Here is a 14,853-nt window from a genome sequence, read left to right as displayed (position 1 = left end):
GCGGTGAAGCATACACCGAACTGGTGGGCTGCCGTCGCGATCTATGTCCCGGCGGCAGCCAACCGCGCCAGCGTCGCTTCATCCATATTGCCACTGCAATAGTGTTGGAGCGCCAGAGCGAACGGACTTCCCTCCGCTTCGACGGCCTGTGCGAACAGGGTCATGGAGGAGCGGAATTTCATGTCGTCGGGCGAGCCGAAGATGGCGCGGAGGGTGCGGTCCCGCACTCCCAGTACCGTTTGCGTGCAAAGGATGAGCCGCGGTCCGAGGATAGGATCGGCCAGATAGGCGCGTGCCTCGTCGAGCGAGCCGATGCCGTAGAATTCAGCCATCGACGAACGCCCCAGGCCGCGCAATTGCGGGAAGATGAACCACATCCAGTGGCCGCACTTTTGTCCCGCGCTCAGCTCGTCGACGACAGTGTCGAAGACCGGCGCCTGAGCCCTTACGAAGCGCGCGAGATCGAAGGGGGCGGTGGCTTCCACGGGTTGCTCCCTGGTTCGGCGTCGAATTCCATCCGGTCGGCGCCTGCAATCTCGCATCAATGAAGGTCTTGGGAAAGAACGCCCTTGGGCGCCCTTTTCACCGACAAGATCGACGGCGGGCCCGTTTTGCGACATTCTGCCTGGAACTCGTCGCGGTCGTCCTAGCGCGGGGCGCCCGAATGCCGCGAGTGCGACGCGTAAAGGAGCCGATCATGCGCTGCTTCACGGTTCTCGGTCCGGCAGGTGCCGGGAAAACCACACTCGTCAATCGGCTCGCCGGGCCCCAAGCTGTGGGCGAGCGCTTCGAGACCCGTGACGGTCTCGGCATCGTTTCCTTCGCCTTCATGGACGAGCCGTGGTGCGCCATCGACTGCCCGGGGGACATCGAGACCCTGCCGCAAGCGCGCGCAGCCTTGCTGGCCAGCGATGCGGCGGTGATCGTCGTTTCGCCCGATCCCGAGGCCGCCGTGCTCACGGCGCCGTTCTTCCGGGCAGTGGAGGCATCGGGCACGCCCTGTCTCGTCTTCGTCAACCGGATCGATGAAACTCGCGCCCGACTGCGCGACATCGTGGCCGGGCTGCAGGATTATTGCAGCCACCCGATCGTGCTTCGCCAGATCCCGATCCGCGACGGCGAGAAGGTCGTCGGCGCGGTCGATCTCGTCTCCGAGCGCGCCTGGCGCTACCAGGAGGGAGGACCGTCCGCTCTGGTCGAGGTTCCCGAGAGTGCCGTGGCGCGTGAGCATGAGGCGCGGGCGGAGCTGCTGGAGAACCTATCCGAATTCGACGATTGGTTGCTCGAGGAGATCGTTGAGGACCGCGAACCGGCGACAGGCGCCCTCTATGCGATCTGCTGCCGGGCTCTGGCCGAGAGCCGCGCGAACCCGGCGCTGATCGGCTCCGCGCTGCATGGTGCAGGTGTCGTTCGGCTGATGAAGTTGCTGCGCCATGAGGCCCCTTCCGTCGATGCACTGCGGCAGCGGCTGGTCGGCGGATCGGAAGCGGGGGAGGCGGGGCCGATGGCGGTCACGTTTCACGCCCAGTACCGAAAGCATCTCGGCAAGGAGAAAATTCTTCGGGCGCTTGTCGACGGGATGAGCGCCGGGGCCTCGCTCGCCGGCGGAAATCTGGGCGCGCTCATGCAGGTGGGGATAGGCAAACCGGCGCCGTCGCCGCTGCCGGTCGGTGGTATCGCCTTGGCGCTCAAGTCGGATCACCTTGCCGCTAGCCGGCTGCTCTTCGCCGACCGGAGCGGCGATCCGCCCGGCTGGGCCTGCTCACCGGAACCGATGTTCGTGCGCAGCCTCGCGCCAGAGAACGATCGCGACCAGGCCAAGCTTTCCTTGGCCCTTACCCGCATCGCCGAGGACGATCCGGGCTTGGCGGTGGGCCAGGAGGGGGCGACGGGCGCGCTTGTCGTGCATCTCCAGGGGCCGATGCACCTTCGCCGCGTCCTCGGCATGCTGGCAGAGGAGTTCGGCGTGAAGGCCTCGGACCACGCGCCCGACGGCGTCTGGCGCGAAACGATCAGCCGACCGGCCAGCATCCACCATCGCCATCGCAAGCAGACCGGCGGCGCGGGGCAGTTCGCCGACGTCAAATTGACCGTGCGGCCAAACCGGCGGGGAGGCGGCTTCAGCTTCGACGAAACGGTGAAGGGCGGTGCCGTGCCGCGAAACTACATCCCTTCGATCGAGGCGGGAGCACGGGACGCGCTGGCGTCAGGGCCGCTCGGCTTTCCCGTGGTCGACATCGCCGTGACGCTGACCGATGGGCAATACCATGCGGTGGACAGCTCGGACTTCGCCTTTCGCGCGGCGGGGCGAGCGGCGGTCGCCGAGGCGCTGACGGAGGCGGTCCCGATGTTGCTGCAGCCGATCCATGAGGCCGCTATCCACGCGCCCGCCCTTTATACCGGCGCGCTCGTCGCGATGATCTCGTCGCTGAAGGGGCGCGTGCTGGGCTTCGAACCGAATCCGGACGCACGCGGCTGGGATCTGCTGCGTACGCGACTTCCCGCCGTCGCGTTGGAGGAACTGGGGCAGGCGCTCCGATCAGCGACCCAGGGCATCGGCTGGTTCGAAAGCGCCTTCGACCACTATGAGGAGGTTTACGGTCGCGATGCCGACCGCATCATCGCGGCGCACGGCGGCGCCCGTGGCGAAAGGGTAGCCGCAAGGTAGCCGCGTCGCCGTTGTTGGTCCAAACCGGTCGGGTCGAACCCATGCGTTACCCAGCGGCCCTCGCGACAGGCAATTCGATGACGAACCGCGCGCCACCTGGCGCGTCGGCCAACCAGACGTGTCCGCCGTGCCGCTCGACGATTTCGCGCACGATGGCGAGGCCGAGTCCGCAGCCTTCCACCCCGTCGTCGACACCGCGCTGGAACCGCTCGAAGACGCGGTCTCGTTGGTCCGCTGGGACGCCCGGCCCGTCATCTTCGACGGCCAGACGAACAATTCCCGGCTCGAATCGGACCGCGACCCGGACAGCACCGCCGTCCCGGCATCCGTATCGGATGGCGTTATCGAGAAGGTTCTCGAGGGCCTCGCCGAGCAACACCGGATCGCCTCGTATCAGGACCGGTTCCCCCGCCACGTCCAGCGACACGTCGATTCCACGCAGCAATGCGGCAGCCGCTCGTCCGCGCAATATGTCGGCGGCCAGTTTCGCGAGTTCGATTTTTCCCTCGCTCGATCCGGGCGGGAGGCCGCGCGCCCGTTCCAAGGATAGCAGTTGCTGGGTCAGGCGTGCGGTACGCCGGGCCGCTTCGGCGACCTCCGAGACGCGTCCGCGCAAATCCGCGTCCGGCGGTGCCGCCTCGGCCGCCTCGGCTTGGGCGAGGATCGCCGCAATTGGGTTCCGCAGCTGGTGCGCCGCGTTGGAAATGAAGGCGTCCCGCGCCGCGAAGGCGTCGGAGAGCTGCCGGAAGAGCGCATTCATGGCCCGCACGAGGCTCTTGACCTCGCGCGGCACAGTTCGCCGGATCGGGCTCAGATCGTCCTGCGAACGGCGCTCGACGGCTTCGCGCAATTGCAGCAACGGCCGCAAGCCGAAATTGATGCCAAACCAGACGAAGGCGCCCGCAGCGACGATTACCACTGCCATGAGGGTCGACGCCTCCATAGCCAGTTGCAAGCTCAGCGCGTCGCGCTGGCGGACGGTCTGCCAGACCTTGACCGTCACCCAACCGCCGAATTGCGGTTCGGAGATGAATTCGCGGAGAATGACCGCCCGAACGGGCGCGTCGAAATATTCCGCGTCGAAGAAGGCGGGAACGCCGCTTGCGATTTCTTCGGTTCCCGGTTGCGGCGGCGAGTTGGTATATCCCGTGACGAAGCGTCCGCCGGGGCCGGTGACTTCGTAATAGATGGCGTCGCCAAGCGTTTGGGTCAGCGATTCCAACAGTTGCTCGGACAGGAGATCGCCTTCGCTGAGGACGACGTCGCGGGAAATCGCCAATGCGACGGCGAGGAGAGTATTGTCGTAGAGGGTCTGCGACGTCCGCTCGGCCATCACATAGCGAGCCACGGCGGCGAAGCCGGCGACGACGACCAGTGGCAAGACGATCAGCAGGAACAGCCGAGAGCGCAGCGAGCGGTTCATTGCTGCCCGTCATTGCCGGCATCAAGCATGTAGCCCACCCCGCGAGCCGTGCGGATTTCGACGCCGGTCTCGCGCAGCTTGCGTCGGAGCCGCGACACCGCCAGTTCCACCGCGTTCGGTTCGATCTCGGAACCGACGCCATACAACGCCTCGCCGATTTGCTCTTTCGCGATCACACGCCCCAGATTTTGCAGCAGATACTCGAACAGCGCGAGTTCGCGCCGCGCGAGGTCGATCGGGCTCTGCGGCCCGAACAGCTGCCGCGCCCCGTGGTCGAACCGGAGCCGGCCGAGCGTTTCCTCGACGGGCCGCAAGCCCGGTAGCCGCCGTGCAAGCGCACGCAGTCTGGCGATTAGCTCGGCCATGTCGAATGGCTTGACCAGATAGTCGTCGGCGCCGGCGTCCAGCCCGGTGATCCGATCGCTTGTCTCGCCCCGCGCCGTCAGCATCAGCACCGGCGTGGAATCCCCGCGTTGCCGCAATGCCCGGACCAGATCGAAGCCGCTCAGCCCCGGCAGGTTGACATCGACGATCGCGACGTCGGCGCCTTGGGTGGCGAGATAAGTGGCACCATCGCTGCCGTCCAAAAGGCAGTCCACGGCATGTCCGAGATCGCGCAGCGCCGTGGCGATTCCGCGCGCCAGGCTCTCATTGTCTTCGATCAATACAATTCGCATGGTCCTCCGGCCCTTGACAGGGTTCAGACAGGTTGCGCGGATAAACAGGCCCGGATCAAGCTGGCCCCGCGATTTCGACGACGCCGGCAGATCTATGGGAGAGGAGACGCGGAGCGCGGGATACCGTCATCTGCTCTCGACGATCAATGCAACGGTCTGGGAGGACCCAATGACACTTAACAGTTTCACGCGCCGCGCGACGCTGGCGATCGCGGCTTCACTCGCCGCGCTCACCGTTGCGGGGCCGGCTTCGGCTGAGGTTTCGTTCGAGGGCAAGACCATCGAATGGATCATCCCGTTCTCGCCGGGTGGCGGTTCGGACACCTGGGCGCGGTTCAACGCGCCGTTCTTCTCCAAATATCTGCCCGGCAACCCCACGGTTGTCGTGGTCAACGAGCCGGGCGGTGGTTCGACCAAGGGCACCAACCTCTTCGCCAGCCGCGCAAAGCCGGACGGCCTGACCATCCTCGGCACGTCGGGCTCGACCCAGTTCCCGTATCTTCTGGGCGATCCGCGCGTCCGCTATGAATACAAGGAGTGGAAGATCGTCATGGCCGCGCCGACCGGGGGCGTCGTCTATGCCTCTCCCGAACTGGTTCCGACAGCGGATGACATCGGCAATCTGAAGGACCAGAAGCTGGTTTATGCGAGCCAGGGCGCCACCTCGCTCGATCTGGTTCCGCTGCTCGGTTTCAAGATGATGGGCCTCGACGTCCAGCATGTCTTCGGCTTCAAGGGCCGTGGCGACGGACGCCTCGCCTTCGAGCGCGGCGAGGTCAACATCGATTACCAGACGTCCTCGGCCTATCTGAAGAACGTGCAGCCGCTGGTCGACGAGGGAAAGGCGGTTCCGCTGTTCTCCTGGGGCGCGCTGGACGAGGACGGCAATCTCGTCCGCGATCCGACCTTTCCCGACCTGCCGCATTTCGGTGAAGCCTACGAAATGCTGACCGGAAAAGCGCCTTCGGGTCCGGAGTTCGATGCCTATTTCGCCTTCTTCACCGCCGGTTTTCCGGCTCAGAAGATGGTATTCCTGCCCAAGGATACGCCGCAGGACATCGTCGCCGCCTATCAGGACGCCGTGACCCAGATGAAGGCCGATCCCGAATACCAGTCGGCCAAGGAGCCGGTCCTGGGCACCTACGAGCAGGTCACCGGCAAGCCGGCGCAGGCATTGTACGACAAAGGTACGACGATCTCGCCCGAGTTGCGCAGCCAGGTCGTCGACATGCTGGGCACGGAATACAACGTCAAGCTGAGCGACGACTGACCCCCTGATGTGATGTGGTGGGCGGCTCGCAGGGGCCGCCCGCTACGAGTCTGGAGCATCGGANGGTCGTCGACATGCTGGGCACGGAATACAACGTCAAGCTGAGCGACGACTGACCCCCTGATGTGATGTGGTGGGCGGCTCGCAGGGGCCGCCCGCTACGAGTCTGGAGCATCGGACCAAAAAGTGGAATCCGGTTTTTGGATAATTTCGATGCTCAATCAAAGTGTTAGAGCGTCCTTTGTGCGTTCGAATGGACGCACGGCGCTCTAACGCGGCGCTGGGAGGTCACCGCCATGTTCGACGTCTTCGTTTCGGCACTCGCCGAACTCCTGACGTGGCAGCATATGTTCTACATGGTGCTCGGGGTGTTGCTCGGCCTGTCGATCGGCGTCTTCCCCGGCCTCGGCGGCATCGCCGGGTTGTCGCTGCTGATCCCGTTTCTCTACGGTATGGACTCGGTCACCGCGTTGGCCATGCTGATCGGCCTGATCGCGGTCATCCCGACCTCGGACACCTTCGCGTCGGTCCTCATGGGCATTCCCGGATCCAGCGCCAGCCAGGCCACCGTGCTCGACGGCTTTCCGCTGGCCAAGCAGGGCCAGGCCGCACGGGCGCTCTCGGCCGCCTTCGTCTCCTCGCTCTTCGGCGGCCTGTTCGGGGCTGTCGTCCTGACCGGATTCGTCTTGATCGCACGGCCGATCATCCTCGCATTCGGCTCCGCCGAGCTGTTCATGCTGTCGTTGTTCGGCCTTTCCATGGTCGGCGTGCTCGCCGGCCGCAGTCTTGCCAAGGGGCTGGCGGCCTGCGGGATCGGGCTGGTGCTCGGCTCCGTCGGTGGCGCGCCCGCCACCGGCGAATTCCGGATGATCCTGGACTTCGACTATCTCTACGACGGCGTGCCGCTGGTCGTGGTCGGCCTTGGGCTCTTCGCCTTTCCAGAGATCGCCGAATTGCTGCGCCGCAATCAATCGATCACCGGTGGGGTCGCTCTCGGCGCTGGATGGTTCGAGGGCGTCCGCGATTGGATGCGCCACTGGTTCCTTAGCCTGCGTTGCGCCGGCATCGGCTGCATCATCGGCGCGATCCCCGGCCTCGGCGGATCGGTGGTGGACTGGATCGCCTACGGTCATGCGGTGCAGACGACCAAGGACACCTCGCGATTTGGCCACGGCGATATTCGCGGCGTGATCGCTCCGGAAAGCGCCAACAACGCCAAGGAGGGCGGTGCGCTGCTGCCTACGCTGCTTTTCGGTATTCCCGGATCCGGGTCGATGGCGGTGTTTCTCGGCGGCATGGTGCTGATCGGCATCGAGCCTGGCCCCTCGATGGTCACCTCCGATCTGAACATCACCTATTCGATTATCTGGTCGCTTGCCCTTGCCAATGTCATCGGCGCGGGGCTGTGTATCGCACTGGCGCAGCCGATCTCGCGGCTGACGACGATTCCGTTTCCGCTGCTCGCCCCGTTCATGATCGCGGTGATTTCCTTCGCCGCCTTTCAGGCGACGCGCGACCTGGCCGATCTGGTGGCGCTACTGGTGCTCGGCGTGCTTGGCGTCCTGATGAAGCGGTTCGGCTGGCCGCGTCCGGCGATGCTGATCGGCTTCGTGCTGGCGCCGCAGGCCGAGACCTACCTCTACCAGGCAGTGCAGTTCTACGGCTGGGAGTTCCTGAGCCGTCCCGGCGTCTTGATCATCGGCGCGCTGACGGCGCTGTCGATCTGGTTCGGCGTGCGCAACCGCGTCGACGACACCGGCGCCCCGGCTCCGGCAGGTGCCTCCGAGACCGCCGTCTCGGTTTCGGGGCGCGCGCCGTTGGCCGACCGCGGGCCGCAGATCGCGTTTGCCGCCCTCGTCGTCGCGATCTTTGCCTATGCGATCTGGGATGCGGCCGGGCAATCCTTCCTCGGGGCGGTCTTCCCGATGGGCAGCGCGGCTGTCGCCGGTCTGTTCGCGTTGCTGCTGCTCGGGGTGCTCGTGCTCGGCGAGAATGCCAATCCGGCGATCTTCGATCACGAGGTCCACGGCGATCATGTCGGCGCGGACGATATTCGCAGTCCTTGGGCCGGAGCGCTCTGGATCGCGGCGTTGGTCGCCATCACCGCCCTGATCGGATTCTGGTTGGGCGCGCTGGTCTTCTTCCTGGTGTTTCTGCGGGTGCGGGCGCAAGCCGGCTGGACGCGCACACTGCTCCTGACGGCGGTGGCGATGGTCTTCTTCACCTTCCTGGCCAACGCCCTGTCGCTTAATTTCCCGAGCGGATGGCTGCAATCGGCCGTCGATCTCCCTTGGCCTTTGAGGTAGCATCAATGCGGCAGACCGAAATCCCTTTCCTGTTCATGCGCGGCGGGACCTCTCGCGGCCCTTATATCGCGAGGCAGGATCTTCCCGAGGACCGCGAGTCACTGGCGCGGGTGCTGGTCGCGGCCGTGGGCTCCGGCCACAAGCTCAACATCGACGGAATCGGGGGCGGCGCGGCGGTGACCACCAAGGTCGCCATGCTGTCTCGGTCCGAAGACGACTGGGCCGAGGTAGATTACTTCTTCGCCCAGGTTTCGGTGCTCGACGGCCTGGTCGACTTCAAGCCGACCTGCGGCAACATCCTCTCCGGTGTCGGCCCCGCCGCGATCGAGATGGGGCTGGTCGGTATCAAGGGTCCGCAGACACCGGTGCGCATCCGGGCCGTCAATACCGAAGCGCGGATCGAAGCGATCGTGCAGACGCCGGACGGATTCGTCGAATATGATGGCGATGCGCGCATCGACGGCGTGCCGGGGACGGCGGCGCCGGTGACGCTCAATTTCATGGACGTGGTCGGGTCGACCTGTGGGGCGCTGCTGCCGACCGGCAATCTGCGCGACGTGATCGACGGGGTCGAGGTCACCTGCATGGACGTGGCGATGCCCATCGTCATCGCGCGCGCCGACGCGTTCGGCCTGACCGGCGAGGAGAGCGCCGAGGAACTCGACGCCAATCGCGACTTCTTTGCCCGTATGGAGCCGATCCGGCAGGAGGCCGGACGCCGGATGGGGCTCGGCGACGTGTCGAAATCGGTGATGCCGAAATTCGGCCTGCTCAGTAGCGCCCGTTCCGGTGGAACGATCTCGGCCCGCTACTTCATGCCCTGGAATTGTCATCCGTCGATGGCCGTCACCGGCGCCCAATGCCTCGCCTCGTGCGCCTTGGTCCCCGGGACCGTCGCCGACGGCCTGGCCGAGCGTCCGGTCGAAGGACCCGCCGTGGTCACGATCGAGCACGCCTCGGGAAACATCGAGGTCGCGGCCGATTTCACCCATGGGTCCGACGGTTTCGATCTGCGCTCGGCGGGGCTGCTGCGTACGGCGCGCCTATTGGCAAAGGGGCAACTGATGGTGCCCGGCGCGGTCTGGAGCCGCTGAGCCGACGAAGTGGCTATAGCTCTCGGATCGGCGTGCCGTCGCGCCAGGCGGCGACGGCCTCGACGGTGTCACCGTAGAACAGCCGCCAGGTTTCGTCGGTGACATAGCCAAGATGCGGCGTGGCGAGCAGGCGGTCGCCGAACTCGGCGAAGGCCGCGCGAAGCGGATCGTCCTGCGGAAGTGGCTCGGCGTCGAAGACATCAAGCCCGGCCTTGGCCGGTCGCCCGGCGCGCATTGCGGCAAGGAGCGCCGGCGTATCGACGATTCCGGCGCGGGATGTGTTGACGAAGACGGCGCCGTCTCGCATCGCGGCGAAAGCGTCCGATCCGATCAGGCGATCGGTCCGCGGCGAATGCACGAGGTGGACCGAAACCACGTCGCTTTCGCCCATCAGAGCCGCAAGCGATGGCGCATGAGGCACTCCGCATTCGGCGCAGCGCGCGTCTGTCAGGTTTTGCGACCAGGCGCTGACGCGCATTCCCAGACCCTGTGCCAACCGGGCGACCTGTGCGCCGACGGTCCCCAGGCCGATCAGGCCGAGCCGGAGGCCATCGAGGTCGCGCCCCGGCGGCCCCTGCCAGCCGCCCTCGCGTAGCCGCCCGGCTTCGCCGAAAAGGTTGCGCGACAGCGCCAGGATCAGAAGCAGCGTCAGTTCGGCCGTCGTGGTCTTGCGCGCCCGGGTGCCGCAGACCGTGATCCCGGCTGCCCGCGCCGCCTCGAGATCGATCGCATTGTTGCGCGCGCCGGTAGTCACGATCAGCGTCAGCGCCGGCAACGCTTTGATCACAGGGGCAGGGAAGGGGGTGCGCTCGCGCATCAGACAGAGCACGTCGAACGGACGGAGAGCGGCGACCAGCGCCTCGGTGGACGCAAAGGGCTCGGAAAACACCTCGATGCTGGCGCCGAGGCTGGCCCAGTCGGCATAGTCGAGCGCCGAGCCGGACCAGTCGTCGAGAATGGCGATTCTCATTCACGATCCTTCCATTTCAGGAAATGCGCCACGATCGGCGCGCCGGCGATCACCACCACGATGCGGGCGATGTGGTGGGTGACGACGAAGGCGAGATCCGCGCCGGCGATGATCGTCAGCATCGCCATTTCGGCCTGACCGCCCGGCGCGAAGGACAAGAGCGCCTCGACGGCCGGAGCAAAGCCCGCCAGCGCCACGGCTTCGGCGAAAATCGTCGCAACGACGCCGAGTAGTACGCAGAAAGCCGCGCCCGCCAGGACGTCGACCCGCAATTCGCGCCAGCTGACGCCGGTGTATTTCGCGCCGATCGAGGCACCGATGAAGAACTGCGCTGCGAGAATCGCCAGCGCCGGCGGGCGATGTTCGATGAGGCCGAGCAGACTGAAAACGGCCGTGACGACCAACGGCCCGATGATCGAGGCGCCGAACAATCCGATGCGTTCGCCACCCTTCCAGCCGACCAGGGCGGCAACCGCCATCAGGAGCAGTTCTCGTGCCGGAATTTCCGCCAGCGCAGCACCCGGCGCGTTGGTGAGCGGTTGACCGTAGATCGACGTCATCAGGAACGGGACGAGCGTGACGATCAGCAGAACCCGTGTGGCGTGGATGAGCGACAGGGCCCGAATGTCCGCGCCGGCCTCTTGGCCAAAGATCACCATGTCCTGAAATCCGCCGGGCATGGCGGCGTAGTAGGATGTCGGCCCGTCGAATCCGCAGACGCGGCGGAAGAACGGATACCCGATCAGTCCGATGATCAGGACGAACAGCGGCACGAGGGCGACGGAATAGGCCATGCCGGGGAGGCGGGTCAGAAGATCCGGCGTAATGGACGAGCCGACGGCCACGCCGAGCACCGTGCGCATCATGACGCCGACCTGACCGGAGTCGGCCAGCGTTGCCCCAACCATCGCCGCAGCGAGACAGGCAAACAGCGGACCCAGAAGGAACGGCAGGGGCATATCCGCCAGCCAGAACAGCACGACGCCAACAGCGGCGATGATCAGCGTGATCAACTGTTTGCGCAGCCGCGTGGGGCTTTTATGCCCCGGCACCGGCGGCTTCCTGTTCGATTGTCTTGCTCTCCTTGGCATAGCGAACCAGCGCCAGATACCGGTAGATGCCGTGCACAAACTTGCCATAGGGCAGGGTCAGGAACAGGGCCAGCACAAAGCCGAGGTGCACAGCCAGGAGCACCCCCATGGCCGGGGTCGCGCGCAGGAACAGCAGCATGAGCCCCGTCAGGCCGGTGAGGAACAGCATGGCGAGGAACGCCGTATCCATGCCGAACCGGCTACCATCCTGCAGCGCCTCGTCGCGGCGCAGTTTCGCTGCGAGAAGACCTGCGGGGCCGATCAACAACCCGATTCCGCCCAGCGTGCCGAGGATGACCGGCACGTCCCACCAGGGATAAGGGGCCACGCGCCCGAAGACGTAATGATAAAGCGTCGCGACCGATGTTGCGGCGAAGCAGAGCATGAACCCGTAGAAGGTCAGGTGGTGGTAGATTCGGCGGCGATCGGTTGGCGCCTCGTCCTCGTTCATGCAGCCCTCGCCGCCCCCGTCGAGATAACGCAAGGTGCCGGCGTCATGGGCCGCGCGAGCGAGCGCGGCCGGCTGGGCAAGCGTCGCGGCCGGCTCGCCGATGTCACGCCAGAAGTTGCGCGCGCCCATGCCCAGGGCAAAGATTGCGAAGAGGAAGACCGTGCCGAAGAGCAGCGCCATGGCGTTGTGCGGCATCAGCGCGTAGAAATTCTCGTCCGTGAGATGCGCCGTGAACAGGGCTGCCGGCGCGTTCCAGGCTACGAATCCAATCAGGAAGAGTGCGACCGATAGCGCCACCAGCAATGCCGCGACCAGGCCATGGCGGGCAAAGACCCCGCGAAACGCCTGTGGCCAAGCATATTGCTCGTAGGACTGGTTGCGGACTTCGGCGAGGACCTTGGGCACGTTGACCGCGAATTCATGCGGCGGAGAAAACTGGCAATCGTAATAGCAGGCGCCGCAGGAATGGCAGAGATTGGCCAGATAGTTGAGATCGCCGTCCTGGAAGTCGCGCCGCATCTCCATCGCCGGGAATACCGCGCACAGGCCTTCGCAGTAGCGGCAGGAGTTGCAAACCGTCATCAGCCGGTCGGCCTCGGCAAGGGCATCGGTCCTATGCATTGCGGGCAGCCTCCTGTCCGGCGATCCGCCCGAAGACGCTGCCGATGGTCATGCCGATACCGGCCGCGTAGCCTTGTCGGAGGACGTTGCCCGCCATGATCTCTCCCGCCGCGAACATGTTCGGCGCCGTCCGGCCGTCGGCCATCATCATCCGCGCCTGTTCGTTCACGCGCACGCCCAGATAGGTGAAGGTGATGCCGGGCCGCACCGGATAGGCATAGAAAGGCGCAGTCTCAATGCGCTGGGCCCAATTGGTCTTGTCGATTTCAAGGCCGCGCGTCCGGTTGCCGTCGAGCGTCGTATGGTCGAAGGGACGGCCGCCCTCGACCGCCGCATTGAACCTGGTGACGGTGTCTTGCAGCGCCTCCCGATCGAGGCCGAGCTTGTCCGCCAGTTCGCCGACCGATCCGGCCGTGACCGGCGGATACAGCGACGGCATGAACTTTTCCAGCGATGGGGCGTCGAAGATGATGTAGGCGATCTGATCGGGCTGCGCCGCGACCAGTCGTCCCCAGATCGCATAGCGCTTCGGCCAGATATCCTCGCCCTCGTCGTAGAAGCGGGCGCCATCCCGGTTGACGACGATGCCGAAGACGACGCAGTCGAGCCGCGTGATGATGCCGCCGTCGAATTTTGGCGCCCGCGCGTCGATCGCCACGGCGTGGCACTGGGTCGGATCGCCGATCTGTTCGACGCCCGCTTCAAGCAGCATGCGGATGATCGTTCCCTTGTTGTAGGGCGTGCCGCGGATGAGAAAGTTGTCCGCCTTGTCGCCCCAGCCTTCCTTCAGCCATTCGAGATTGGCTTCGAAACCGCCGGAGGCGGCAACGAAATTCGCCGCGACGACGCGATGCGCTCCCTTCGGCGTCGTGACAGTCGCGGATCGGAAGGCGCCGTCCTCGATTTCCAGCCCCGTCACCTCCGCATCGTAGGCGACCACGACGCCCAGCCGTTCCGCCGTCCGGTAGAGCGAATTCAGCATCGAACGACCGCCACCGAGAAAGAACGAATTGGTCCGCCCCAGGCTCAGCGTGCCGCCCAGGGAGGGTTGAAACCGCACTCCCTGTTCCTGGATCCAGTCCAGCATCGCCTTCGACTCGCGGATCATCAGGCGCGCCAACGTCTCGTCGGTGTTGCCCGCCGTCACCAGCATCAGATCGTCGAAGAATTCCGCCTCGCCATAGGGACCCGACAACGTCTCGGTCGCGGCATCGTGGGCGCAGCGCATGTTGCGGGTGTGCCGGGTGTTGCCGCCGCGGTAGAATTTCGGCGCTGCCTCCACCACCAGCACCGAACGCCCCTCCCGCCGGGCGGCGATCGCCGCGCAGAGGGCGGCGTTACCGCCGCCCGCCACGAGCACGTCCCAGCGCTTGTCCCAGTCCGCCATGGCTGCCCTAGTCCGTTAAAGTTGGCTTCGTATTTATTTGTATACGAAAAAACACAAGTTGCTACACTGGTCAACAGCCGCGTGCTATTCACAGCACCATCGGCGGCGCATTCAGAGAGGCGTAGTCATGGTTACAGGAGCAGCGTCACCAAGTTCCGGCGCGCGCGAAGGCAATCGGCAGGGCCTGTCGCAATATGTCTTCGACGCCTTGCGGGACGCTCTCCGTGCCGGCCAATACCGTCCCGGAGATCGGCTACGCGAGGAGGAAGTGGCGCATCGGCTCAAGGTCAGCCGAACGCCCGTCAGGGAAGCGTTCAGCCGCCTCTTGGCCAAGCGCCTGGTCGAGCCTGCGAGCGGCCGAGGGCTGGTCGTGCGCCGTCTCGGATCGGCGGAGGTGTTCGAACTCTACGCCATGCGGGAAATTCTCGAGGGCGCCGCCGCGCGTCTGTCGGCGCAGCATGGCGCACCGGCCGAGCACCAGGTGCTGGCCGACATCGGGCAGCGGTTCGCCGCTGTCGCCCCCGAAGCGAGCGACCTGGCCGCCGACCTCAACCATCGCTTCCACGATACGCTCTACGCCTCCGCCCGTAACCATTATCTCGATGCGGCGCTGCAGGAGATGCAGGACGCCATCGCCTTGCTTGGCCCCACGACCTACTCCGTTCCAGGCCGCCACGCCGAGGCTTGCCGGGAGCACACGGCGATCGTGGAAGCGGTCGCGGTGCGCGACGCGGATACGGCCGAACAGGTCGCGCGCGAGCATATCCGCCGGTCCTTGGCCGCCCGCGTCCTGCTGCTCCACGGCTAGAGCATCCGGCGAATAATTTGAATCGACGGGTTCCCATTTGATGTTCGGTTTGATTCTCTGTGAGCAGGAGGTGCTCTATGGGAAAGG

Annotated in this window: 12 protein-coding genes; 5 read left to right on the top strand and 7 right to left on the bottom strand. The window is 65.7% G+C overall.

Annotated elements, in window-relative coordinates; translation table 11 throughout:
- Nucleotides 1-41 precede the first annotated feature (41 nt).
- Nucleotides 42-485 carry a DUF1810 domain-containing protein gene (locus VQ044_RS14290; protein ID WP_327647831.1) on the bottom strand — a complete coding sequence of 148 codons (444 nt, stop codon included), beginning with the start codon at nt 483-485 and terminating at the stop codon, nt 42-44.
- A gap of 212 nt (nt 486-697) precedes the next feature.
- On the opposite strand from VQ044_RS14290, the gene VQ044_RS14285 reads away from it, so the two are divergent.
- Complete coding sequence (locus tag VQ044_RS14285; protein WP_327647829.1) at nt 698-2,668, top strand: elongation factor G; 1,971 nt, start codon at nt 698-700, stop codon at nt 2,666-2,668.
- 46 nt (nt 2,669-2,714) lie between these two features.
- Here VQ044_RS14285 and VQ044_RS14280 read toward each other — a convergent pair whose 3' ends face one another.
- Nucleotides 2,715-4,091, bottom strand: a complete 1,377-nt coding sequence (locus tag VQ044_RS14280; protein ID WP_327647827.1) for a sensor histidine kinase — start codon at nt 4,089-4,091, stop codon at nt 2,715-2,717.
- A complete protein-coding gene (locus VQ044_RS14275) occupies nt 4,088-4,768 on the bottom strand; it encodes a response regulator transcription factor (protein ID WP_327647825.1) in 681 nt (226 codons plus the stop codon). Before VQ044_RS14275 ends, VQ044_RS14280 begins: the two co-directional genes overlap by 4 nt.
- 169 nt (nt 4,769-4,937) lie before the next feature.
- Between VQ044_RS14275 and VQ044_RS14270 the strand changes: the two genes are divergently transcribed.
- From VQ044_RS14270 to VQ044_RS14260, 3 genes are all read left to right on the top strand, one after another.
- Nucleotides 4,938-6,038: a Bug family tripartite tricarboxylate transporter substrate binding protein gene (locus VQ044_RS14270; RefSeq protein ID WP_327647824.1), complete on the top strand. Its 1,101-nt coding sequence runs from the start codon at nt 4,938-4,940 to the stop codon at nt 6,036-6,038.
- 296 nt (nt 6,039-6,334) lie between these two features.
- Nucleotides 6,335-8,344 carry a tripartite tricarboxylate transporter permease gene (locus VQ044_RS14265; protein ID WP_327647823.1) on the top strand — a complete coding sequence of 670 codons (2,010 nt, stop codon included), beginning with the start codon at nt 6,335-6,337 and terminating at the stop codon, nt 8,342-8,344.
- Between the two features lie 5 nt (nt 8,345-8,349).
- Nucleotides 8,350-9,438, top strand: a complete 1,089-nt coding sequence (locus VQ044_RS14260) for a 4-oxalomesaconate tautomerase (RefSeq protein WP_327647822.1) — start codon at nt 8,350-8,352, stop codon at nt 9,436-9,438.
- A gap of 13 nt (nt 9,439-9,451) precedes the next feature.
- Here VQ044_RS14260 and VQ044_RS14255 read toward each other — a convergent pair whose 3' ends face one another.
- Genes VQ044_RS14255 through tcuA form a run of 4 tightly spaced genes read right to left on the bottom strand, consistent with a single transcriptional unit; the run spans nt 9,452 to nt 13,958 of the window.
- The gene (locus tag VQ044_RS14255; RefSeq protein WP_327647821.1) at nt 9,452-10,408 is read right to left on the bottom strand and encodes a D-2-hydroxyacid dehydrogenase family protein; all 957 of its coding nucleotides are present in this window, start codon (nt 10,406-10,408) and stop codon (nt 9,452-9,454) included.
- A complete protein-coding gene (locus tag VQ044_RS14250) occupies nt 10,405-11,460 on the bottom strand; it encodes an AbrB family transcriptional regulator (protein ID WP_327623269.1) in 1,056 nt (351 codons plus the stop codon). Before VQ044_RS14250 ends, VQ044_RS14255 begins: the two co-directional genes overlap by 4 nt.
- Nucleotides 11,447-12,571: a tricarballylate utilization 4Fe-4S protein TcuB gene (tcuB, locus tag VQ044_RS14245; RefSeq protein WP_327623268.1), complete on the bottom strand. Its 1,125-nt coding sequence runs from the start codon at nt 12,569-12,571 to the stop codon at nt 11,447-11,449. Before tcuB ends, VQ044_RS14250 begins: the two co-directional genes overlap by 14 nt.
- Nucleotides 12,564-13,958 carry an FAD-dependent tricarballylate dehydrogenase TcuA gene (gene tcuA, locus VQ044_RS14240; RefSeq protein ID WP_327651033.1) on the bottom strand — a complete coding sequence of 465 codons (1,395 nt, stop codon included), beginning with the start codon at nt 13,956-13,958 and terminating at the stop codon, nt 12,564-12,566. The genes tcuB and tcuA overlap by 8 nt, the downstream gene beginning before the upstream one ends.
- 127 nt (nt 13,959-14,085) lie before the next feature.
- On the opposite strand from tcuA, the gene VQ044_RS14235 reads away from it, so the two are divergent.
- Complete coding sequence (locus VQ044_RS14235; protein WP_327623266.1) at nt 14,086-14,766, top strand: GntR family transcriptional regulator; 681 nt, start codon at nt 14,086-14,088, stop codon at nt 14,764-14,766.
- The last annotated feature ends 87 nt before the right edge of the window (nt 14,767-14,853 follow it).

Source organism: Aurantimonas sp. C2-5-R2, from assembly GCF_036549495.1.
Classification (GTDB): Bacteria; Pseudomonadota; Alphaproteobacteria; order Rhizobiales; family Rhizobiaceae; genus Aurantimonas; species Aurantimonas coralicida_A.
The sequence above is the reverse complement of the archived record's forward strand: the minus strand, read 5'-3'. Positions and strand labels throughout refer to the sequence as shown.

Coding starts and splice junctions, on each gene's coding strand:
- VQ044_RS14285 (WP_327647829.1), top strand. CDS start 698: ATGCGCTGCTTCACGGTTCTCGGTCCGGCAGGTGCCGGGAAAACCACA.
- VQ044_RS14280 (WP_327647827.1), bottom strand. CDS start 4,091: ATGAACCGCTCGCTGCGCTCTCGGCTGTTCCTGCTGATCGTCTTGCCA.
- VQ044_RS14275 (WP_327647825.1), bottom strand. CDS start 4,768: ATGCGAATTGTATTGATCGAAGACAATGAGAGCCTGGCGCGCGGAATC.
- VQ044_RS14270 (WP_327647824.1), top strand. CDS start 4,938: ATGACACTTAACAGTTTCACGCGCCGCGCGACGCTGGCGATCGCGGCT.
- VQ044_RS14265 (WP_327647823.1), top strand. CDS start 6,335: ATGTTCGACGTCTTCGTTTCGGCACTCGCCGAACTCCTGACGTGGCAG.
- VQ044_RS14260 (WP_327647822.1), top strand. CDS start 8,350: ATGCGGCAGACCGAAATCCCTTTCCTGTTCATGCGCGGCGGGACCTCT.
- VQ044_RS14255 (WP_327647821.1), bottom strand. CDS start 10,408: ATGAGAATCGCCATTCTCGACGACTGGTCCGGCTCGGCGCTCGACTAT.
- tcuB (WP_327623268.1), bottom strand. CDS start 12,571: ATGCATAGGACCGATGCCCTTGCCGAGGCCGACCGGCTGATGACGGTT.
- tcuA (WP_327651033.1), bottom strand. CDS start 13,958: ATGGCGGACTGGGACAAGCGCTGGGACGTGCTCGTGGCGGGCGGCGGT.
- VQ044_RS14235 (WP_327623266.1), top strand. CDS start 14,086: ATGGTTACAGGAGCAGCGTCACCAAGTTCCGGCGCGCGCGAAGGCAAT.